General features: G+C 73.9%; 15 protein-coding genes and 1 riboswitch. Of the genes, 6 read left to right on the top strand and 9 right to left on the bottom strand.

The annotated features are described in order from the left end of the window. Positions 1-44: 44 nt before the first annotated feature. The 4 genes from C1N81_RS23555 to C1N81_RS23540 form a co-directional block, all read right to left on the bottom strand. Positions 45-515 carry a hypothetical protein gene (locus C1N81_RS23555; RefSeq protein ID WP_394432197.1) on the bottom strand — a complete coding sequence of 157 codons (471 nt, stop codon included), beginning with the start codon at positions 513-515 and terminating at the stop codon, positions 45-47. Between the two features lie 141 nt (positions 516-656). Continuing rightward, on the bottom strand, positions 657-1,481 hold the full coding sequence (locus tag C1N81_RS23550) for a ParB/RepB/Spo0J family partition protein (RefSeq protein WP_394432195.1): 825 nt from the start codon (positions 1,479-1,481) through the stop codon (positions 657-659). Beyond that, complete coding sequence (locus C1N81_RS23545; protein ID WP_394432193.1) at positions 1,481-2,266, bottom strand: nucleotide-binding protein; 786 nt, start codon at positions 2,264-2,266, stop codon at positions 1,481-1,483. The genes C1N81_RS23550 and C1N81_RS23545 overlap by 1 nt, the downstream gene beginning before the upstream one ends. Before the next feature lie 119 nt (positions 2,267-2,385). Then, the gene (locus C1N81_RS23540; RefSeq protein ID WP_394432191.1) at positions 2,386-3,630 is read right to left on the bottom strand and encodes an MFS transporter; all 1,245 of its coding nucleotides are present in this window, start codon (positions 3,628-3,630) and stop codon (positions 2,386-2,388) included. Positions 3,631-3,713: 83 nt separating this feature from the next. Between C1N81_RS23540 and C1N81_RS23535 the strand changes: the two genes are divergently transcribed. Then, positions 3,714-4,646: a LysR family transcriptional regulator gene (locus tag C1N81_RS23535; protein WP_394438176.1), complete on the top strand. Its 933-nt coding sequence runs from the start codon at positions 3,714-3,716 to the stop codon at positions 4,644-4,646. A gap of 19 nt (positions 4,647-4,665) precedes the next feature. Here C1N81_RS23535 and C1N81_RS23530 read toward each other — a convergent pair whose 3' ends face one another. Beyond that, positions 4,666-6,813 carry a hypothetical protein gene (locus C1N81_RS23530; RefSeq protein WP_394432189.1) on the bottom strand — a complete coding sequence of 716 codons (2,148 nt, stop codon included), beginning with the start codon at positions 6,811-6,813 and terminating at the stop codon, positions 4,666-4,668. A 218-nt stretch (positions 6,814-7,031) separates the two neighbouring features. Here C1N81_RS23530 and cbiE point away from each other — a divergent pair, with 218 nt between their 5' ends. Both cbiE and cobM read left to right on the top strand, forming a co-directional pair. Beyond that, a complete protein-coding gene (cbiE, locus tag C1N81_RS23525) occupies positions 7,032-8,312 on the top strand; it encodes a precorrin-6y C5,15-methyltransferase (decarboxylating) subunit CbiE (RefSeq protein ID WP_394432187.1) in 1,281 nt (426 codons plus the stop codon). Beyond that, entirely contained in the window at positions 8,309-9,058 is a 750-nt protein-coding gene (gene cobM, locus C1N81_RS23520) for a precorrin-4 C(11)-methyltransferase (protein ID WP_394432185.1), read from the top strand. The genes cbiE and cobM overlap by 4 nt, the downstream gene beginning before the upstream one ends. A 219-nt stretch (positions 9,059-9,277) precedes the next feature. Here cobM and C1N81_RS23515 read toward each other — a convergent pair whose 3' ends face one another. Beyond that, a complete protein-coding gene (locus C1N81_RS23515; RefSeq protein ID WP_394432183.1) occupies positions 9,278-10,408 on the bottom strand; it encodes a cobalt-precorrin-5B (C(1))-methyltransferase in 1,131 nt (376 codons plus the stop codon). Positions 10,409-10,419: 11 nt separating this feature from the next. Here C1N81_RS23515 and C1N81_RS23510 point away from each other — a divergent pair, with 11 nt between their 5' ends. Then, positions 10,420-11,199, top strand: a complete 780-nt coding sequence (locus C1N81_RS23510) for a cobalt-precorrin-6A reductase (RefSeq protein WP_394432181.1) — start codon at positions 10,420-10,422, stop codon at positions 11,197-11,199. Here C1N81_RS23510 and C1N81_RS23505 read toward each other — a convergent pair. The 3 genes from C1N81_RS23505 to C1N81_RS23495 are packed head-to-tail and all read right to left on the bottom strand — an operon-like array spanning position 11,169 to position 14,822. After that, on the bottom strand, positions 11,169-12,737 hold the full coding sequence (locus tag C1N81_RS23505) for a precorrin-2 C(20)-methyltransferase (protein WP_394432179.1): 1,569 nt from the start codon (positions 12,735-12,737) through the stop codon (positions 11,169-11,171). The two genes, C1N81_RS23510 and C1N81_RS23505, sit on opposite strands and share 31 nt — an antisense overlap. After that, complete coding sequence (locus C1N81_RS23500) at positions 12,734-13,375, bottom strand: precorrin-8X methylmutase (protein ID WP_394432177.1); 642 nt, start codon at positions 13,373-13,375, stop codon at positions 12,734-12,736. The genes C1N81_RS23505 and C1N81_RS23500 overlap by 4 nt, the downstream gene beginning before the upstream one ends. Beyond that, positions 13,368-14,822 (bottom strand): cobalamin biosynthesis protein CobG, encoded by a 1,455-nt coding sequence (locus tag C1N81_RS23495; protein WP_394432175.1) that lies wholly within the window; start codon positions 14,820-14,822, stop codon positions 13,368-13,370. The genes C1N81_RS23500 and C1N81_RS23495 overlap by 8 nt, the downstream gene beginning before the upstream one ends. Before the next feature lie 130 nt (positions 14,823-14,952). Next, positions 14,953-15,027: riboswitch (cobalamin riboswitch) on the top strand. 55 nt (positions 15,028-15,082) lie between these two features. On the opposite strand from C1N81_RS23495, the gene cobN reads away from it, so the two are divergent. Further along, complete coding sequence (gene cobN / locus C1N81_RS23490; RefSeq protein ID WP_394432173.1) at positions 15,083-18,904, top strand: cobaltochelatase subunit CobN; 3,822 nt, start codon at positions 15,083-15,085, stop codon at positions 18,902-18,904. A 228-nt stretch (positions 18,905-19,132) separates the two neighbouring features. Beyond that, positions 19,133-21,121 (top strand): WD40 repeat domain-containing protein, encoded by a 1,989-nt coding sequence (locus tag C1N81_RS23485; RefSeq protein WP_394432171.1) that lies wholly within the window; start codon positions 19,133-19,135, stop codon positions 21,119-21,121. The last annotated feature ends 40 nt before the right edge of the window (positions 21,122-21,161 follow it).

Raw genomic sequence — 21,161 nt, 5'->3', positions numbered from 1 at the left:
AGCGGGAGGCCCGCAAACGGAGTACCGGGGGGGGGCGGCCGGGCTCAGGAGGTGAGGCGGGTGCGGCCGCGCGCGGGCGCGAGGCGGTGCGCGGCGGTGTACTCGCTCGACGAGTAGTACCGGTAGAGCGTGGCCAGGAACGTCGCGGCGGCCACGGCCAGGCCGATGAGCACCGACCAGACGACGGCGCCGTTGGCGAGGCTGTGCAGGAAGCCGATGGCGGCACCGGCGAACACGGCCCAGACCAGCGCGCGCAGGGCGATGTGGCGGACGCCCTGGCGGGCGCTCCACAGATGGATGCCGAAGCAGAGCGCCGCGACGAGGACGCCGCTGACCAGGCCGAGCGCGATGTTGCCGCCCGTCACCTCGTGGCCGTAGCGCTGGATGTTCGCCGCCCAGAATCCGTACAGGATGCCGGCGAGGACCGGCAGGGCCAGTGCGGTCATGGACGCCGACGGGGTCGCGGGGCGGCCGGCCTGCGTGGAGCGGGCCGGTGCGGGTGCCGCGTGAGCCATGACGGGCTCCTTTCAGATGCCTACGTCCCCCTGTCCCGTTCCTCCATTGACGACCGCCCGCGTACGTTCCGCAACGCGGCGGCCCGGCGCGTGGGCCACCGGAGGCGAACGGCGGCGTACGGGCCCGGGGCGGGCGGGCGCTCAGCCGCGCAGGAGTTGCACGACCCGGTCGAGCGTCGCCGGGGCGAGGTGGCGGCGCAGGGAGTCCACGACGTCCTGCGGCGTCCCCCGGCTGTCGATCTTAATTACGCCGTAATCGCGGCCGCCGCGCCGCTCCTTGCGGGCCGGGGGCACGGAGGCGGCGGGCAGCTCCCCGTACTGCCCCGGCAGCTGCTGCTCCTCGTGGGGGAGCCGGGCGATGCGCCGGGCGTCCTCGACGGAGACCCGCCCGTCCGCGAGCGCCTCCTGCAGATCCTCGCGGAGCTTCATCAGGGACAGGCGCTGGGAGACGAAGCCCTGGGTCTTGCCGATGCGGGCGGCGACCTGGCGCTGCGAGTAGCCGTAGGCGGTGATGAGCCCCTGGATGGCCTGGGCCTGTTCCAGTTCGGTGAGGTCGTCGCGCTGGACGTTCTCGATCAGCGCGTCCTCGTCGGAGCGGCTGGCGTCGGCCCGGACGAGGACGGGCACCTCGTCGAGCCCGGCCATCTTCGCGGCGGCGAGGCGCCGGTGGCCGTGGAGCACGACGTACGGGGCCCCGCCGACCGCCTCCGCGTGGTGCGGGTACGCGGCGACGAACACGGCGGCGGGGACGACCCCGAGCGCCTGGAGGACGCCGCGCTCGCGCACGGTCTCGGCGAGTCCGTCGAGGTCGCGCAGTTCGTGGCGCGGGTTGTCGGGGTTCTCGGCGAGGTCGGCGACGGGAACGGTGACGGGGACGGTGCGCGGCGGCGTGCCGGACGCCTCGGGCGCGGAGTTCCCCGCGCCCGTCGCACCGAGAAGCGAGGAGAGATCGGTACGGCGCCCCATCAGGCCTGCACCTCCTTCTTCGCGCGCGTACGGGTCCGGGTGCGGGTCCGCGCGCCGCGTGCGGGCTTCGGGATCGCGGCGAGCCCCACCTCCAGGGCGAGCCGGAAGAAGTCCTCGCGGGCCTGGAGGGCGACGCGGTTGGCGCCGTACTGCGTGACGACGAGGCCGTCCGCGCTGGCCCGCGTGTGCAGCTTGTAGTGGCGTACGACGGTGCGGGCGAGCGGCCAGCCCTGCGCCTCGACGAAGGCGCGGGTCTGCTCCAGGTCGGCCTTGCCGTCGCGCGGGTCCCAGTTGTTGATGACGACGCGGAAGGGGAGGCCGCGCGGTTTGACGACCCGTTCGACGGTGCGCTGCGTCGGCTGGAACCCGAGCGGCTCGGGCTCGATGGGGACGATCACGTCGGTGGCGGTGGAGAGGACGGCGCGGAGCGCGTCGGCGGCGGCGCCCTTGCCGAGGGGGTCGGCGCCGTCCTTCTCGGCGAGGTCGAGCCAGCCCGGGGTGTCGACGAAGATGTGCTGCGCCGAGGGGATCCGGGACAGCGCGGCGAGGCCGGGGAGGTCGTTGTGCGCCTGCACGAAGTCGAACGGCAGGCCGTCGCCGACCCGCTCGGACCACCACACGGCGGAGCCCTGCGGGTCGATGGAGACGGCGACGACCGGCGGGTGCTCACCCTCCCGCGGCGCGCCCGCGCCGAGCACGTCGGCGGTGACGGCGGCCAGGTTCACGGCGAGCGTGGACTTTCCCACGCCGCCTTTCTGATTGAGGATCACATGCACGTGGGCCACGAATACTCCCTGAATGGCGTTTACGGCGTTTACGGCGTTTATGGCGTTATGACGCGTACAGCGCTTTTGGGGCGAATGCTCGTGGTCACTGTGACAGTGCGGTGGGGTCGGAGCGCGGTTCACACGCCGCTACGGGTGTCACGGACCGGCGCGACGCGGGCCACTTGGCCGCGCAACAGCAGAGGCGTGGCCAGCAGCAGCGCCCCGGCGGCGGCGAGCGCGGCCCGCGTCCCCGTCACCGCCGCGAGTCCGCCCCACAGCAGCGTCAGCGACGCGGTGACCACGCTGCCGGTGATCGACCAGGCGGACAGTGCCCGCGCCACCCGGTCCGTCCCCGTCCGCCGGAGGCGCTCCCGGGCCATCACCGGGTTGAAGACGCCGCAGCAGGTGATCAGGCCCAGCTCGACGGCCATCACGACCGCGAGCCCGGCCGCCCCCGGGCCCACGAAGGCGAGCCCCAGCGGCCAGCACGCCCGCGCCGTGCCGCTGACCCGCAGCACCCGCTCCGCCCCGTACCGCAGGACGAGGCGCGGCGCGAGACGCGAGCCGACGAGCCCGCCCAGACACGGCACGCTGAACGCGAGGCTGTACTGCCAGACGGGGAAGCCGAGTTCGCGCAGCATCAGCACCGCCATCAACGGGGCGCCGACCATGATCAGGGCGTTGACGAGCACCGTGTTCAGGAAGAGTCCGCGCAGATCGGGCCGCCGCCACAGATACCGCCAGCCCTCCCCGACCCCGGACCAGCGGAACCTCTTGCCCGCGTTCGTGGCGGGCACCGGCTCGGGGGCGCGGATCGCGCGGACGCCCGCCGCCGACAGGAGGTAGCTCACCGCGTCCCCGACGACCGTGGTCAGCGGCCCGAACGCGCCGATCGCGGCGCCCCCGAGCGGCGGCCCGAGCGCGGTCGCCGTCCACGTCGTCGTCTCGAACCGGGCACTGGCGACGAGCAGCGCGTCCGCCGGGACGAGTGCCTTCAGATGGGCCCCACTGGCGGCCCGGAAGACGAGGTCGGCGGCGGCGACCACCATCGAAACGAGCACGAGCTGGGCGAAGCGCAGCACGTCGAGCACGTAGGCGAGCGGCAGCGTGAGCAGCGCCGCGCACCGTACGAGGTCCGCCGCGATCATCACGGGCCGCTTGCGCCGGAACTCCACCCACGGCCCCGTCGGCACCGCGAGCAGGGCGCCCGCGAAGAGCCCGGCCGACGCCAGGAACGACACCTGCGCCGTGCCGCTGTCCAGGACGAGGAGCGCGATCAGCGAGAACGCGTCGAGCGCCAGCCACGTCCCCGCCGTGCTCGCCGCGAAGGCGGCCCACAGCCATCCGAAGTCCCGCCCGAGCCGCACCCTCGTCCCTGTCATGACCTGCGATCCAAGCGCCGCAGGGCGGGGCCGATCAAACAACCGTGGACCCGGACCCGTACAACTCATGGTTGTATGGCGAGGTGGAGCAGGAAGCCGTACGCACCTTCGTCGCCGTCGCCGAGGAGGGCCAGTTCCAGGTGGCCGCCCAGGAGCTGGGCGTCACCCAGCAGGCCGTGTCCAAGAGGATCGCGGCCCTGGAGGCGGAGCTGGGCGTGCGCCTGTTCACGCGGGTGCCGCGCGGCGCTCAACTCACCCTGGACGGACGGGCGTTCCTGCCGCACGCCAAGGCGGTCCTCCGCGCGCTGGCGAAGGCCACCGCGTCCGTACGGCCCGGCCGGCGCCCCCTGCGCGTCGACGTGATGGGCACCCGCGCCATGACCGCCGGACTGATCCAAGGCTTCCACCGCGCCCACCCGGACATCCCCCTCGACGTCGTCGCGCTCGGCGCCGCCGGGAAGGCCGCGCTCGCCGCCGTCCGCGACGGCAGCGTCGACACGGCGTTCTGGGCGCGCCGCGTCCCCGAGGACCAACTGCCGTCCGGGGTGCGCAGCACGCGCGTGGCGGACGAACCGCTCCTCCTGGTCACCGGTCCTGCCCACCCCCTGGCGGACGCGGAGACCACCACGCTCGCCGCTCTCGCCGGGCACCACATCTGGATGCCGAGCCTGACCCCGGGCACCGAATGGGCTTCGTACTACGAGGAGTTGGCGGCGGACCACGGCCTCACGATCGACGCGTCCGGCCCGAACTTCGGCACGGACCACCTGCTCCAGACCGTCGCGGAGTCGGCGACGACCGCCACGTTTATGGGCCCGCGCACCCCGCTCGCCTACCCGGCGGGCCTCGACCTGCGCACCATCCCCGTCCGCGACCCGGAACCGGTCTACCCGCACTCCCTGCTCTGGCGCGACGACAATCCGCACCCCGGCCTCACGGCGCTCCGCGCCCATCTGGCCGAGGGCTACCGGGCCCCGGACAGGGACGCGTACTGGCTGCCCGGCTGGGCCGCCTGAGGCGCACTCCGCCCGGGGATCACTCCACGGGGGGCGGCGCGGCGGCCCGGCGCCCGCGCACCCGCCGCATCCGGAACAGCGCCGCGAGCACGATCAGCACGACACCGGCCGCGACCACGGCGATCGACCCCGTCGACACCGACGTGACGTCCACCTCGAACGTCATCGGCTCGCCCCACGGCTTGCCGTCGCTGCGGGTGTGGAGCCGGGCGGTGACGCGCGCCTTGCCGTTGGCCTTGGCGGTGACGTCGATGTGGGCGGTGTGGTTCGCGGAGCCCGCCGCCTCCACCGCGAGCTCCGGGTCGTTGATCAGCAGCCGCTCGGGCCGGTCGGAGGTGACCCGCAGTTCGAGCCCGGAGACCGGCTGTTGGAGCCCGTTGTCGACGGTCACCGGGACCGTCGAGTCACCGGCGGTCAGCGTGAGCGTCGTCTTCGGCACCAGCCGCAACGACTCCACGGACGTGGCCAGGAAGCCGGACGTGCGCTCCTGGAACGCCTCCTGCGCCGCGTCGTCCCGCAGCCGCCAGGCCGTGGACAGGGCGCGCGCCATCGCCGCGTGCACGGAGGCGGTGGTGGCCTTGGGGTCGGCCAGCACCTTCGACAGGGTGGCGAGCCCGTCCAGATCACCCGCGACGGCGGAGAGCTGCGCCCCGGTCAGCTCGCCGCCCGCCAGCTTGGACGGGTACTCCGTGGGCGCCTCGACCGAGCCCCGTACGGGGTCGTTGTCGGCGGTGCGGAGGCCCTCCAGGTCCAGCCAGCCCTTGTCCGTACCGGTGTCGAGCGCGGCGCCGAGCGCGTCGGCGGCGGTGCCGGAGAAATCGCGGGGCGGGACGAGGACGGGGCGGGTGTTGTTCTTCAGGAGCCCGGTGAGCCGGGTGACCGTGGCGGGGTCGGGGGAGCCGGTGGGACTGGCCGACGGGCTCGGGGTCGGACTGGCCGACGGGGTGGGGGAGCCGCTGGGTGATCCCGTCGCGGACGCGAAGGGGGTCGGGGACACCGAAGGGGACGGGGGCACCGAAGGAGACGGGGACACCGAAGGGGACCGGGACACCGAAGGGGACGGGGAGGCGCTGGGATCCGGGTCCTTGATGCGGGCGAGGGCGGTGGTGAGGGTGGCGTTGTAGGGGAGGGCGGTGAGCTGGGCGGCCTTGGCGTCCTGGTCGCCTTCGGCGTTCGCGCGGGCCGGCATGTTCGGGCTGCCGCCCGTGCCGGCAGCCGCCTTGGGGACGTTCAGGGTGACCGGGTCCGCGCCCGCCGGGGTCAGCCCCTCGCCCGAGGCGAGCACCCGGGTCATGCCCAGCTCCGAGCCCAGCTGGGTGATCTCGGTGTCGAGCGCGCCGTCCGCCGGCCAGCCGAGCCCGGTCCGCGTACCCGCGCCGAGGATGTCGTCGACCTCGTCCTTCGTGGCGTCCGCCAGCCCCGCGACGACCTCCGTCAGATCGGCGGTGTCCGTGCCCGGATGGTGGGCGAGCGACGCCAGGTCCGGGTCGGCGAACGGCAGCAGCCACACGTCGCGGCCCTCGACCGCGTCCCGGAGCGCCGCCAGCCATGCGCGCGCCGCGCTCTGTCCCGTACCGCGCGTGCTGTCCTGCGGGTTGCTGGAGTCGGCGCCGCCCGCGATCCGGTACCCGTTCGCCATCTCCTGCGCGGCGATCACCAGCTCCGGATCGAGCACCCAGCTGACCTCGCGCCCCTTCCCCGCCTCGACGACCTCCCGCAACCGCCCGCCCGTGGCGAACAGCCCCGCCAGCGCGTCATCGTCGAACACGGCCTGCGCCCCCGGCCCCGAACCGAGAGCGGCGGCCGTCATGTGCGGGGTCGCCATGACGGGCCAGACGACGGCGGCGTGCACGGTGCCGCCCTCCTTCTCGACCCGGGCGGCGTCAGCGCGGTCCTCGTCGGCGGGGGGCAGGGGGGCGGCGGCCCGCACAGCACCGGCCCGCACAGCACCGGCCCGGTCGGCGCGGGGCGCGGCGCGCAGGGGGCTGGTTCCCGCCGCGCAGGTGGTGGGGGCGGTGGCAGGCGCGTGCCCCGCCGTGTCCTCGGTGGCCGTCCGCACCGTCGTGTCGCCGGTCGCCTGGGGGCCGGGTTCCGTGCCCGGCAGGGCGGACGCCCCGAGCACCACGGCGGACACGACCCACGCTCGCGCCGCCCCGTACTTCGTCATGCGCCCCGTACCTCCGCTACCCGCTCGCTGTCACCGGTCCGGTTTCCGAGGTAACACCGTGCGGGGGGCCGCTCCGGGGACCGGACGACCGGGCGGCGCGTCGGGCGCGGTGCTCCAGGGGCGTCGGGGAGGTCGCTGATGTCGCCCGATAGAGTGCGGCTCCCTTGACCACACGTAAACCCGCTGATCACGACGCAACCCGTACGAGGTACCAGGCAGTGACTCCTCCGCCCTCCGCGACGCCCGCCCCGCCCGTGGTGACCGTCGTCGGGATCGGCGCCGACGGCTGGCCCGGACTGCCGGAGAGCTCGCGCTCCGTGCTGCGCGCCGCCGAGGCCGTCGTCGGAGGGCCGCGCCAGCTCGCGCTGCTGCCCGACGCCGAGTGCCGCGCGGAACGGGTCCCGTGGCCCTCCCCCCTGCGCCCCGCCGTCCCCGGCCTCCTCGCCCGGTACGCGGGGCGCCGCCTCACCGTGCTGGCCAGCGGCGACCCCATGTTCTACGGGATCGGACGGACCCTGACCGAGATCGCGGGCCCGGCCGCCGTACGGGTCCTGCCGCACCCGTCCTCCGTCTCCTACGCGTGCGCGCGGCTCGGCTGGCCCGTCGAGGAGACCGAGGTCGTCACCCTGGTGGGCCGCCCGGCGGACCGGCTCGCCGCCGCGCTGCACGACGGGCGCCGCGTCCTCGTCCTGTCGGCGGGCGCCGACACCCCGGCCGAGGTGGCCGCCCTGCTCACCGGGCGCGGCTTCGGACCCAGCCGGATGACGGTCCTGGAGCGGCTGGGCGCGGAGGAGGGCGAGACGGCGTACGAGGGCGTCGCCGCCGACTGGGACAGGCCGCCCGGCGACCCGCTCAACGTCATCGGCGTCACGTGCCGCCGCGCCCCCGACACCCTGCGCCTCGGCGCCGTGCCGGGCCTGCCGGACGCCGCGTACGAGAACGACGGCCAGCTCACCAAGCGCCACATCCGCGCCGCGACCCTCGCCGCGCTCGCCCCCGCCCCCGGCGAACTCCTGTGGGACGTGGGCGGCGGCGCCGGTTCGATCGGCGTCGAGTGGCTGCGCACCCACCCCTCGTGCCGCGCGTACGCCGTCGAACGGGACCCGGCACGGGCCGAGCGGATCGCGCGCAACGCCGCCCGGCTCGGGGTCCCGCAGCTCACCGTCGTCACCGGCCGTGCGCCGGACGCGCTCGCCGAACTCCCCACGCCCGACGCCGTGTTCATCGGGGGCGGGCTGACCGCCCCGGGCCTCCTCGATCACTGCTGGGCGGCGCTCCCGGCCGGCGGGCGGCTCGTCGCCAACACCGTCACCCTCGAATCCGAGGCCCTGCTCGCCGACCGGTACCGGCGCCACGGCGGCGAACTCGTCAAACTGGCCGTCGCGCACGCGGTGCCGGTCGGCGGGTTCACGGGCTGGCGGCAGGCGATGCCGGTCACCCAGTGGTCGGTGACGAAGACCAGCGCAACCTCCGATTCCGAACAGGTGGGACAGGCATGACCGTCTACTTCATCGGGGCGGGCCCCGGCGCCGCCGACCTGATCACGGTGCGCGGCGCGCGCACCCTCGCCGCCTGCCACGTGTGCCTCTACGCGGGCTCGCTGGTGCCGAAGGAACTCCTCGCCGAATGCCCGCCGGACGCGCGGCTCGTCGACACCGCCGACCTCGACCTCGACGCCATCGAGCGCGAGTTCGTCGCCGCGCACGACGCCGGGCACGACGTGGCACGCCTGCACTCCGGCGACCCGTCCGTCTTCAGCGCCGTCGCGGAACAGATGCGCCGCCTCGACGCCCGCGGCATCCCGTACGAGGTCGTGCCCGGTGTACCCGCGTTCGCGGCGGCCGCCGCCGCGCTGAAGCGGGAGCTGACGGTGCCCACCGTCGGGCAGACCGTCATCCTCACGCGGATCGCCCAGCAGGCCACGCCGATGCCTGCCGGCGAGGACCTGGCGACCCTGGGGGCGAGCGGCGCCCTCCTCGTCCTGCATCTCGGGGCGCGGTACGTCGACCGGATCGTCTCCGAACTGCTCCCCCACTACGGGGCGGAGTGCCCGGCGGCGGTCGTGGCGTACGCGAGCCGCGCGGACGAGCTGGTGCTGCGGGGGACTCTCGGTGACATCGCCGGGCAGGTGAAGTCGGCCGGTGTGCTGCGCACGGCGGTGATCCTGGTGGGCCGCACGCTGGGTGCGTCGCAGTTCCGTGACAGCCACCTGTACTCGGCGGAGCGCGACCGGCACGTTTGCTGAGGTTCGGCCGGGTGCGCGTCTGCCATGTGCGGTCCATCGCCGGGTGCCCCACCGTCGTGGCTGGTCGCGCAGTTCCCCGCGCCCCTGGAGCATGCGGCTTCGCCGCAGCCCCATGGGCCCCTGAGAGATGGCGCACGCAGTGCGCCTCTCAGGGGCGCGGGGAACTGCGCGAGCAACCACGACGCAACCGGTGACCGGCCGGAGGCCATGGTGGGGCGCTCAGCCCCGGCCCACCACGTTCCCGGCACGGTCGATGCAGAGGACGTCCACCGCCACCGGTGCCCCCCGCAGCACAAGAACCGCCTGCTCACGCGCGCCCCGAGCCACCAGATCCCCGAGCGGGACCCCCGCCTCCGCACACATCTCCAGCGCCGCGAGCCCCGTATTGGCCGAGGCGACCCGCGCGCAGAGTCCGGGCCCCGCCCCGCCCCGCTCCGCGAGCCGCGCCAGGAACCCCTTGTCCACCTGGGACCGCCCCGAGTGCAGATCGAGATGCCCGGCCGCCAGTTTGGAGAGCTTCGCGAACCCCCCGCAGAGCGTGAGCCGGTCCACGGGATGCCGCCGGACGTACTTCAGCACGGCCCCGGCGAAGTCCCCCATGTCCAGCAGCGCGTCCTCCGGCAGCCCGTACTCGCGCACGACCGTCTTCTCGGACGTGGACCCGGTGCACCCGGCGACATGCGTACGCCCGGCGGCCCGCGCCACGTCCACGCCGCGCCGGATGGAGTCGATCCACGCCGAGCACGAGTAGGGCACGACGATGCCGGTGGTGCCGAGGACGGAGAGTCCGCCGAGGATGCCGAGGCGGGGGTTCCAGGTGGAGCGGGCGATCTCTTCGCCGTGGTCGATGGAGACGGTGACCTCCACGTCCGCGCTGCCTCCGTGCGCGGCCGCGACCCGCGCGACATGTTCCTGGATCATCTGCCGCGGCACGGGGTTGATCGCGGGTTCTCCGACGCCGAGCGGCAGCCCGGGCCGGGTGACGGTGCCGACGCCGGGCCCGGCCCGGAAGACGACCCCGGACCCGGCCGGCAGCGCCCGTACGGTGGCCCGCACCAGCGCCCCGTGCGTGACGTCGGGATCGTCCCCGGCGTCCTTGACGACCCCGGCGGTCGCGGTCGGCGCCCCGTCCGCCCCCGCGTCGAGCGCCTCGACGGCCAGCGCGAACGCGGGCGTCTGCCCCTTGGGCAGGGTGATCGTCACCGGGTCGGGGAACTCCCCGCCGAGCAGCGCGGTGTACGCCGCGGTCGTCGCCGCGGTGGCGCAGGCCCCGGTCGTCCAGCCGGACCGCAGACCGGTGTGCTTGAGTTGGGCGCCGCGCCCGCCCTTCGCCTCGGGCATGTCACCCATGGAGCCCCTCGATGCATGTACTAGTCCTAGGCGGCACGACGGAGGCCAGGCGCCTGGCCGAACTGCTGCACGCGCACCCGCTGACAGCCGGGGCCGGTCTGCGGGTCACCAGTTCGCTGGCGGGCCGTGTCGCCGCCCCGCGCCTGCCCCCGGGCGAGGTGCGGATCGGCGGTTTCGGCGGGGCGGACGGCATGGCGCGCTGGCTGCGCGAGCACGCCGTGGACGCGGTCATCGACGCCACGCACCCTTTCGCCGAGAGGATCAGTTTCAACGCGGCCGGGGCGGCCGCCACCACCCATGTTCCCCTGCTGGCGCTGCGTCGGCCCGGCTGGGTCCCGGGTGAGGGCGACGACTGGCGGCCGGTGGACGACCTCACCGGAGCGGCGCAAGCCGTACGCGGCACGGGACGGGGGCCGGGCCGCCGCGTCTTCCTGACGACCGGCCGCATGGGTCTGGCCGCGTTCGCCCACATCGACGACGCCCACTTCCTCGTACGCTCCGTCGACGCGCCTGAACCGCCCACGCCGCCGCACATGGAGCTGCTCCTGGACCGGGGCCCGTTCACGCTCGACGGCGAACGCGACCTTCTCGCCCGCCACCGGATCGACGTCCTGGTCACGAAGGACAGCGGCGGCGCGGCGACGGCCCCCAAGCTGACGGCGGCGCGGGAGGCGGGCCTCCCGGTGATCGTGGTCCGGCGCCCGCCGACCCCCGAGGGGGTGCCGGTGGCGGCCACCGTGGAAGAGGCCGCCGCCTGGGTTCAGGCCCGGTCCGGCGCGGCCTCCGGGTAGCGGCGCGGCGTCCACGTCACCGTCGAACCGTCGCCCCGTACGACCGCCTGCGTCTGCGACGAGCCGACGATGAGCAGCGTGCGCATGTCGACGACGGCCGGGTCGAGGTCGGCGAGCCGGACCGTGCGGACACTCTCCTCGGGCCCGCCGACGTCCCGCGCGAGAACGACCGGGGTGTCGGGAAGGCGGAGTTCGAGCAGCAGCTCACGGGACTTGCCGACCTGCCACGTCCGGCTGCGCGAGCCGGGGTTGTAGAGCGCGAGCACCAGGTCGGCGGCGGCCGCGGTGCGCAGGCGTTCCGCGATGACCTCCCACGGCTTGAGCCGGTCGGAGAGGGAGATCGTGGCGTAGTCGTGGCCGAGCGGGGCGCCCGCCTTCGCGGCGGCGGCGTTGGCGGCGGTCACGCCGGGCAGCACCCGAACGGGCACGTCCGCGTACGCCTCCTGCGAGGCGACCTCCAGGACCGCCGTCGCCATCGCGAAGACGCCCGGGTCGCCGCCCGAGACGACGGCCACGCGCCGCCCGCGCCGCGCCAGGTCGAGCGCGAACTCGGCGCGCTCGGACTCCACCTTGTTGTCGGAGCCGTGCCGCCGCTGACCCGGGCGGACCGGCACCCGGTCGAGGTAGGTGGTGTAACCGACCAGGTCGTCGGCGTTCGCGAGCGCGCCGCGCGACTCGGGCGTCAGCCAGGGCGCCCCGGCCGGCCCGGTCCCGACGACGACGACCTGGCCCCGCGCGGGCCCCTCGTCCTCCGGGACGGGCTCGGCGTCCGGGACGGGCGCGGCGTCCGGGACGGGCTCGGCGTCGATCCGCGAGGGAAGGACCGCCACCGAGAAGTACGGCACCGACTCCGGATCGATGTCGGCGAGGCGGCCCGTGCGCTCGCCCGCCATGAACGCCCGCTCCACGTACCGCGCGTCGTCGAGCCGCCCGGCGCTCTCCATCGCGGCACGCACCTTGGTGAAGGTACGGCCCAGCTTCATCACGACCGCCGAGTCCGCCGCCGCGATCCGCGCCGACAGCTCGTCCTCGGGGAGCGTCCCCGGGATGACCGTCAGCGTCTCCTTGTCCTCGCACAGCGGCTCCCCGAGCCGGGCCGCCGCCGCGCTGATGGACGTGACACCGGGGATGACCGTCGTGTCGTAGCGGTCCGCGAGCCGCTTGTGCATGTGCTGGTACGAGCCGTAGAAGAGCGGGTCGCCCTCCGCGAGCACGGCGACCGTGCGGCCCGCGTCGAGGTGCGCGGCGAGCGTCGCGGCGGCCTCGGCGTAGAAGTCGTCGAGGGCGCCGCGGTACCCGCCGGGGTGATCGGTGGTCTCGACCGTGAGCGGGTACATCAGCCGCTCCTCGATCTGCCCCTCACGGATGTGTTCGGCGGCGATCGAGCGGGCGATGGACCGGCCGTGCCGGGCGCAGTGATACGCGATGACGTCCGCCCCGGCGATGGCGCGGACGGCGGCGACGGTCATCAGCTCGGGGTCACCGGGCCCGAGCCCGACCCCGTACAACTTGCCCTGTGCTGCCGTGGTGTCGCTCATGCCTGGATCTCCACCTCGGTCGCGATGGCGTTGATCGCGGCGGCCGTGATGGCGCTGCCGCCACGACGCCCGCGGACGATCAGGTAGTCGAGGCCCAGCTCGTTCGCGGCCAGGGCGTCCTTGGACTCGGCGGCCCCGACGAAGCCGACGGGTATGCCGAGCACGGCGGCGGGCCTGGGCGCGCCCTTCCCGATCATCTCCAGGAGGTGGAAGAGGGCGGTGGGGGCGTTGCCGATGGCGACGACGGCGCCGTCGAGCCGGTCCCGCCACAGTTCGAGCGCGGCGGCGCTCCGCGTGGTCCCCAACTCTGCCGCGAGGGCGGGCACTTCCGGCTCGTTCAGGGTGCAGACCACGTCGTTGTCGGCGGGCAGCCGCTTGCGGGTGACGCCGCTGGCGACCATCCGCGCGTCGCAGAGGATCGGCGCGCCCGCGCGCAGGGCGGCACGCGCCTTCGTCACGACCCCGGCCGACCAGCCGATGTCCTGTACGAGATCCACCTGACCGCAGGCGTGGATCATGCGGACCGCCGCCTGGGCGACATCGGCGGGCAGCGCCGCGAGGCCGGCTGCCGCCTCGGTGCGGATGGTGGCGAAGGACTCGCGGTAGATCGCGGCGCCGTCCTTCTCGTAGTCATACACGGGGTTCGGCTCTTTCGGTCGTGACGGTCGTGACGGTCGGGTCGCTGGTGACGGTCGTGACGGCGTACGTTCCGTCGGGCCGGGCCACGACGTCCACGTACGGCCCGACGGGATGCCCGCATCTGCGTTCGCAGCCGGACCAGTAGGTGGGGAGGGTGGGGTGCGGGGCGCTGTTCCGCGCGGTGGCGTCGGCGCGGACGTCCGTGTGGGACTTGGCGCATCCGGGGCGCCCGGTGCATGCCCCCAGCCGGGCCCAGGGAGACCCGGGATCGGCGACCAGCCCGGCCGGGGCCTGTTCGCGGGTGCCCCCGGGCACGACGACCCGCCGCCAGGGCGTCAACCGCAGTTCCCTTGCCGGGAGTTCGGCGGCGAGGTCGGTGAGGGCGGTCCATTGGCGGGCGGTGAGGGAGCCGAAGGGCGGGATGACCTGTAGCGCCGTGGCGCTCCCGACGGCCGTGTCCGCGGAGGCGAACGGTCCCGAGAGTCCGTCCCTGCGGCTCGTCGTCGAGGCGGACGGTCCCGAAAATTCGTCCCCGCCGCTCGTCGAAGCGGACGGTTCGGGAGAATTAGCCCCTCCGGCGATTGAGGAGCGGGGTCCGGGGCGGAGCCCCGTGGCCTGGGCGGCGTTGCCGGTTGCTGTGTCGTCGGCCGGTGCGGCCCCGTCGTCGCCGGGCGCGCAGTTCCCCGCACCCCTGGCGGGACCGGCCCCGATCCCCGTCGCGGCCAGTCGCTCGGCGATGAGCGAGGCCAACTCGGCCCCGGGCACGCCCAGTTCCGACACCCTCCACACCCGCCGGTCGGAGACATCACGCGCGGCCTCGACGAAAACCTCCGCGGCGACCACGGCGGCCCGAGCCGCGTCCGCGTGACCCACGATGAACTCCGCGCCGCCCATGACGAGCAAGGCCGAACCATCCTCGAGCCCGCGCAGCAGCACATCGGGCCGGAGCCCGGCAACGTCCCCGCGCCCGTCGTCGAGCCCGAAGAGGAACCGCCCGGACAGCTCGGGCGTGACGGAACTGGCCAGCACGGCCGCGTCGAGCCCGGTCAGCCACCCCCGTACGTCCACGAACCCGACCCCGTCGAGCCCGGACATCGGCGAAGCCACGACGTTCCGGACCCGCTCGTGCGCGGCGGACGGCAGCAGCCCGGCCGCGCCCAGCACCGCCGCGAGCTCCCCACCGCACCCGTCCCGCAACCCGCGCAGCTGCACGTTGCCCCGCGAGGTGAGGTGCAGCGCGCCGTCGCCGAGCCGCCGAGCGGCGTCGCCGAGGGCCCGCGCCTGATCCACGTCGAGCACGCCACCGGGCACGCGGACCCGCGCCAGGAACCCGTCGTCCGCGGAGTGCAGCCGCAGCGCCCCGGGGCAGGCGTCACCCGGAAACGTCGCGGACGTTCCGGGCACACCGGACGCACCGGGGCGGATGGGTATGGGGGAGGCGGGCATGCGTCGGAGCATACCCACCGCCTGTGACGGGCATCCCGTAGCTTCCCGTACCAGGTCACACCCCCGCCCCGTACGATGAACCGCGGCGGACCCGTCCGGCCCGCCACCATCGCCAGCGACGGCGACAGGGGAGGAAGCCCGGTGGAATTCCGGCGCGGTCCCGCCACTGTGAGCCCTCTCATACGGGAGGGCGAGCCAGGAACTCCCGCCGTCCAACGACCACCCGGGGCGCGGACACCCCGAGGAAGGCCCGACGACGCATGCCTCAGCAGCCCTCGCAGCCCCAGCAGCCCTCGCAGCCCGCGCAACCGGCCCAGCTCCTGCTCCTGTCGACGTCCGACACCGATCTCCTGAGCGCCCGCGCGGCGAACGCCGCGACCACCGCCGAGAACTCGGTCACCTACCGGTTCGCGAACCCTTCCCGCCTCGACGTCGACACCGAACTCCCCGCGCTCCTCGACGGCGTCGCCCTCGTCGTCGTCCGTCTGCTCGGCGGGGTCCGCGCCTGGCAGGACGGCATCGACCGGCTGACGGCGGCCGGGATCCCGTTGGTGGTGCTGAGCGGTGAGCAGGCCCCGGACGCCCAGCTGATGGCGGCGTCGACGGTCCCGGTCGGCATCGCGGCGGAGTCCCACGCCTACCTGGCCCACGGCGGCCCGGCCAACCTCGCCCAACTCGCCCGCTTCCTCTCCGACACGGTCCTCCTGACCGGGCACGGCTTCGAACCCCCGGCGCCCGCGCCGACCTGGGGCCCCCTGGAGCGCGCGGAGTCCACCGGGGACGGCCCGACCATCGCCGTGCTCTACTACCGCGCCCACCACATGAGCGGCAACACCGCCTTCGTGCACGCCTTGTGCGACGAGATCGAGCGCGCCGGAGCCCGCCCGCTCCCCCTCTACGTCGCCTCGCTGCGCGCCCCCGAGCCGGAGCTGATCGACGCGCTGCGCCCGGCCGACGCCATCGTCACGACGGTCCTCGCGGCCGGCGGCACCCGCCCGGCCGAGGCGAGCGCGGGCGGCGACGACGAGGCGTGGGACGCGGGCGCCCTCACCCACCTCGACGTCCCGATCCTCCAGGCCCTGTGCCTGACCTCGTCCCGCGCGGACTGGGAGGAGAACGACGAGGGCGTCTCCCCGCTGGACGCCGCGAGCCAGATCGCCGTCCCGGAGTTCGACGGCCGCCTGATCACCGTCCCGTTCTCCTTCAAGGAGATCGACGAGGACGGCCTCCCGGCGTACGTCGCCGACCCGGAGCGCGCGGCCCGCGTGGCCGGTATCGCGGTCCGCCACGCCCGCCTCCGCCACATCGCGCCCGCCGACAAGAAGCTGGCGCTCGTCCTCTCCGCGTACCCGACCAAGCACTCCCGCATCGGCAACGCGGTCGGCCTGGACACCCCCGCCTCCGCGATCGTCCTGCTCAAGCGCCTCATCGCCGAGGGCTACGACTTCGGTCCCGACGCCGACATCCCCGGTCTCGCCTCCGGCGACGGCGACGAACTGATCCGCGCGCTCATCGACGCGGGCGGCCACGACCAGGAGTGGCTGACCGAGGAGCAGCTCGCCCGCAACCCCGTCCGTATCCCGGCCGCCGACTACAAGCGCTGGTACGTGACGCTGCCGCAGGAGCTGCGCGAGGGCGTCGAGCGGCACTGGGGCCCGCCCCCGGGCGAGATGTTCCTCGACCGTTCCCGCAACCCGGAGGGCGACATCGTGCTCGCGGCCCTGCGCCGCGGCAATCTGCTCATCCTCATCCAGCCGCCGCGCGGCTTCGGCGAGAACCCGATCGCGATCTACCACGACCCCGATCTCCCGCCGTCGCACCACTACTTGGCGGCCTACCGCTGGATCGCCGCGTCGTCCGCCGACGGCGGCTTCGGCGCCGACGCGATGATCCACCTCGGCAAGCACGGCAACCTGGAGTGGCTGCCCGGCAAGAACGCGGGCCTCTCCGCCGCCTGCGCCCCCGACGCGGCCCTCGGCGACCTCCCCCTCGTCTACCCCTTCCTGGTCAACGACCCCGGCGAGGGCACCCAGGCCAAGCGCCGCGTCCACGCCACGCTCATCGACCACCTCGTGCCGCCGATGGCCCGCGCCGACAGCTACGGCGACATCGCCCGGCTGGAGCAACTCCTCGACGAGTACGCCCAGATCAGCTCGATGGACCCGGCGAAGCTGCCCGCCATCCGCGCCCAGATCTGGACCCTGATCCAGGCCGCCAAGCTCGACCACGACCTGGGCCTGGAAGCCCGCCCCGACGACGACGGCTTCGACGACTTCCTCCTCCACGTCGACGGCTGGCTCTGCGAGGTCAAGGACGCGCAGATCCGCGACGGCCTGCACGTCCTCGGCCAGGCCCCGGCCGGCCCCGACCGCGTCAACCTGGTCCTCGCGATCCTCCGCGCCCGCCAGATCTGGGGCGGCACCCAGGCCCTCCCGGGCCTGCGCGAGGCCCTCGGCCTGGACGAGTCGGCGGCGACCCGCACGGCGGCGGACGAGGCGGAGGAGACGGCCCGCGCCCTGGTCGAGGCGATGGAGGCGGCAAACTGGGACCCGGCCCAGGTCGAGACCACCGTGGCTGCCGCCCACACCCCGCCCCCCGCCCCACAGGCAGAGTCCGACACCCCCGCCCCGCAGGCAGAGTCCGGCACCCCCTTGGGCAATCTGCCGCCTGGGGCGGCAGGGTGGGCAAGGCGGCAGACCCCGGGTGCGGATGCATCAGGCGCCCAGGACAGCCCCGTCCACCAGATCCTGACCTTCGCCGCCACGGAAGTGGTCCCGCGCCTCGACGCGACCACCGCCGAACTCGACAACACGGCCCGCGCCCTAGCAGGCCGCTTCGTCCCCGCAGGCCCGTCAGGGTCACCGCTCCGCGGCCTGGTCAACGTCCTCCCGACCGGCCGAAACTTCTACTCCGTGGACCCCAAGGCGGTCCCCTCCCGCCTCGCCTGGGAAACGGGCCAGGCCCTGGCCGACAGCCTCGTCGAGCGCTACAAGTCGGACAACGACGGGGAGTACCCCACCTCCGTAGGCCTCTCCCTGTGGGGCACCAGCGCGATGCGCACAGCCGGCGACGACGTGGCGGAAGCACTGGCCCTGCTCGGCATCCGCCCGGTCTGGGACGACGCCTCCCGCCGCGTGACGGGCCTCGAACCCATCCCGTACGAGGAGCTGAACCGCCCCCGCATCGACGTCACCCTGCGCATCTCGGGCTTCTTCCGAGACGCGTTCCCGCACACCATCGGCCTCCTCGACGACGCGGTCCGCCTCGCCGCGTCCCTCGACGAACCGGCCGAGCACAACCACGTCCGCGCCCACACCCAGGCGGACCTCGCCGAGCACGGCGACGAACGCCGGGCCACCACCCGCATCTTCGGCTCGCGCCCGGGCACGTACGGCGCGGGCATCCTCCAGCTGATCGACTCCCGCGACTGGCGCACCGACGCGGACCTCGCCGAGGTCTACACGGTGTGGGGCGGCTACGCGTACGGCCGCGGCCTCGACGGCAAGTCGGCCCGCACGGAGATGGAGACGGCCTACAAGCGCATCGCGGTCGCGGCGAAGAACACGGACACCCGCGAGCACGACATCGCCGACTCCGACGACTACTTCCAGTACCACGGCGGCATGGTCGCGACGGTGCGTGCCCTGCGCGGCACGGCCCCCGAGGCGTACATCGGCGACTCGACGCGCCCGGAGACGGTCCGCACCCGCACGCTCGTCGAGGAGACGTCCCGCGTCTTCCGCGCCCGCGTGGTCAACCCCAAGTGGATCGAGGCGATGCGCCGCCACGGCTACAAGGGCGCCTTCGAACTCGCCGCGACGGTCGACTACCTCTTCGGCTACGACGCCACGACCGGCGTCATCGCCGACTGGATGTACGACAAGCTCACGGAGACGTACGTCCTCGACGAGACGAACCGCCAGTTCCTCTCCGAGGCCAACCCGTGGGCCCTGCACGGCATCGCCGAACGCCTCCTGGAGGCCGAGTCCCGCGGCATGTGGGAGAAGCCGGACCCGCAGGTCCTGGAGGCGCTGCGCCAGGTCTACCTGGAGACCGAGGGCGACCTGGAGTCGGACGAGTAACCCCACGCGCACCCCGCCGGGCCCCACGCGCACCCCGCCGGGCCCCGCGCGAATACCGCTACCCGCGCACCCCCCGGGTGATCTACGATGAGCCGTCTTTCAGCTCGCGTTGACCCGTGGCTCACCCGGTGGGGGGTTCCTCCGGTGCCCGGACGTCCGCGAGCTGCCCACTCATCAGTACCGGCGGCCGCAGGCGGCCGCCGGTCCGCCCAGGGGGGTACCTCACCCATGCGCAGACGCGCACGCGCTCTCTCCACCGCGACCGCCCTCGCGGTCCTCGCCGGATCGGCCGCGCTCAGCGTGGCCGTCCCCACGGCCGCCGTGGCCGACTCGGCACGCGCCCTCAACGTCACGACGGTCGCCGACATGGCGGTCGACGGGGTCCACAAGCGGGTCTTCCTCTCGGCCCCGGAGAACGACGCCGTCGTCGTCACCGACTACGCGGGCAAAGAGCTCCAGCGGGTCGGGAACCTGGACGGCGTGCGGGGCCTCGCCCTGTCCGCCGACTCCAGCCGGCTCTACGCGGCCCTGACCAACACCAACACCATCGCCGCGATCGACACCACGGGCGCCACCGCCCCCGTCTTCTACGACCTGGGGGTGAACGCCCCGCTGGACCTGGCCGTGACCGGTTCCACCCTGTGGTTCAGCTACGGCACGTCCGGCGGCTCCATCGGCGCCCTCGACACCACGCAGGAGAAGCCCGAGCCCGTCCTCGACCAGACCGCGGGCGGCTACTCCTTCTCCAGCGCGCCGGTCCTCGCCGCGTCGCAGGACGGCAGCGAACTGGCCGCCGGGGCACGCGACAGCGGCGGCGTCGTCACGGTCTACGACGTGTCCGGCACCAAGGCGACCCAGCGCGTGACGAAGGGCCTCGACGGCTCCGGCTACGACCAGATCGCCTTCTCCGCCGACGGCACCCAGGTGATCACGGCCAGCGGCTACCCGTACGAGCACCCCGCCTACTCGACCACCGACCTGAACCGGGTGCACACCTACCCGTCCGGCGACTACGGCGCGGGCGTGGCCGTCTCCCCCTCCGGCATATTGGCCGCGGGCACCTCCTCCTGGTACCAGGATGACCTGCACGTCTACCGGCAGGGCGGCACCCAGCCGGTCCGCACCTACGAGTTCGGCAACACCTCCACCAGCTCCGGCGGCGACACCCTGATCGACGGGGTGATGTCCTGGTCCCCGGACGGCGCGACCCTCTTCGCGGTCTCCGACAACTACAACGGTCACATCCGGTTCCACGCCTACACCGACCCGAACCGGGCCATCCCCACCCTGACGGTGAACGCGCCGTCCACCGCGACCCGCGCCAAGTCCCTCAAGGTCACCGGCAAGATCAGCTCCACGGTCCCGTTCACCGCGGGGGCCAAGCTGACGATCACCAAGACGGACATGGCCAGCCCGAGCGGCAAGACCCTCAAGACGGTCACGACCGCCGCGAACGGCTCGTACTCCTTCACCGACACCCCGGCCACCGGCGGCAAGGTCACCTACAAGGCGTCCTACGCGGGTGACAAGGAGCACCGCCCCGTCAGCAAGTCCGACGCGGTCGAGGTCTCGCGCAGCGCCACCACGCTGACCCTCAACAAGAACAAGGCCGTCTACGAGTACGGCGCCGACGTCACCTTCACCGCGCACCTCGGCACCACGTACAAGAACCGCGGGGTGAAGATCTACGCCGACCCGTACGGCTCGGACAAGCCGAAGAAGCTGGTGCGGTCCGGCAACGTCAACTCCAAGGGCAACATCTCGGTCAGGCTCGACAACCTGTCCCGCGACGTCACCCTCTCCGCGGTCTACGCGGGCGACGCCCGCTACAAGCCGCGGACGGTCACCAACACCGTCTACACCCGGGCCCGCACCTCGGTCACCCTCTCCGGCCACTACAAGACCGCCACCATCGGCTCGCACCGCTACGCCTACTTCCACAAGAACTCGAAGGTGTACGCGACGGAGTCGATGAACTACTACAAGGGCCGCAAGTTCCGCCTCGACATCCAGGTCTACGCGGCGGGTGCCTGGCGCTCCGGCGACAGCGAGTACATCCCGCTCGGCACGGCGGGCAAGACCAAGGTCAACATGGGCTCGATCGGCATGGCGGGCTACAAGTTCCGCATCCGCACCGCCTACATCAACGGCTCTTCCGGCGACAACGTCAACTCGACGAAGTACAGCACCTGGAAGTACTTCTACTCGACGAACTGAGGCTCGGATACGCGCGGGCCGGCCTCCCGGTCCACCTGCT

Source organism: Streptomyces sp. SGAir0957 (assembly GCF_043523415.1).
Note: the sequence above shows the minus strand (reverse complement) of the source record. Positions and strands in the feature narration are given on the sequence as shown.

What these genes read in the sequence shown, in the direction of transcription:
- C1N81_RS23510 (WP_394432181.1), top strand. Translation starts at nt 10,420, where the DNA reads ATGCATGTACTAGTCCTAGGCGGCACGACGGAGGCCAGGCGCCTGGCC.
- C1N81_RS23555 (WP_394432197.1), bottom strand. Translation starts at nt 515, where the DNA reads ATGGCTCACGCGGCACCCGCACCGGCCCGCTCCACGCAGGCCGGCCGC.
- C1N81_RS23550 (WP_394432195.1), bottom strand. Translation starts at nt 1,481, where the DNA reads ATGGGGCGCCGTACCGATCTCTCCTCGCTTCTCGGTGCGACGGGCGCG.
- cobN (WP_394432173.1), top strand. Translation starts at nt 15,083, where the DNA reads ATGCCTCAGCAGCCCTCGCAGCCCCAGCAGCCCTCGCAGCCCGCGCAA.
- C1N81_RS23495 (WP_394432175.1), bottom strand. Translation starts at nt 14,822, where the DNA reads ATGCCCGCCTCCCCCATACCCATCCGCCCCGGTGCGTCCGGTGTGCCC.
- C1N81_RS23485 (WP_394432171.1), top strand. Translation starts at nt 19,133, where the DNA reads ATGCGCAGACGCGCACGCGCTCTCTCCACCGCGACCGCCCTCGCGGTC.
- C1N81_RS23505 (WP_394432179.1), bottom strand. Translation starts at nt 12,737, where the DNA reads ATGAGCGACACCACGGCAGCACAGGGCAAGTTGTACGGGGTCGGGCTC.
- cobM (WP_394432185.1), top strand. Translation starts at nt 8,309, where the DNA reads ATGACCGTCTACTTCATCGGGGCGGGCCCCGGCGCCGCCGACCTGATC.
- C1N81_RS23540 (WP_394432191.1), bottom strand. Translation starts at nt 3,630, where the DNA reads ATGACAGGGACGAGGGTGCGGCTCGGGCGGGACTTCGGATGGCTGTGG.
- C1N81_RS23530 (WP_394432189.1), bottom strand. Translation starts at nt 6,813, where the DNA reads ATGACGAAGTACGGGGCGGCGCGAGCGTGGGTCGTGTCCGCCGTGGTG.
- C1N81_RS23515 (WP_394432183.1), bottom strand. Translation starts at nt 10,408, where the DNA reads ATGGGTGACATGCCCGAGGCGAAGGGCGGGCGCGGCGCCCAACTCAAG.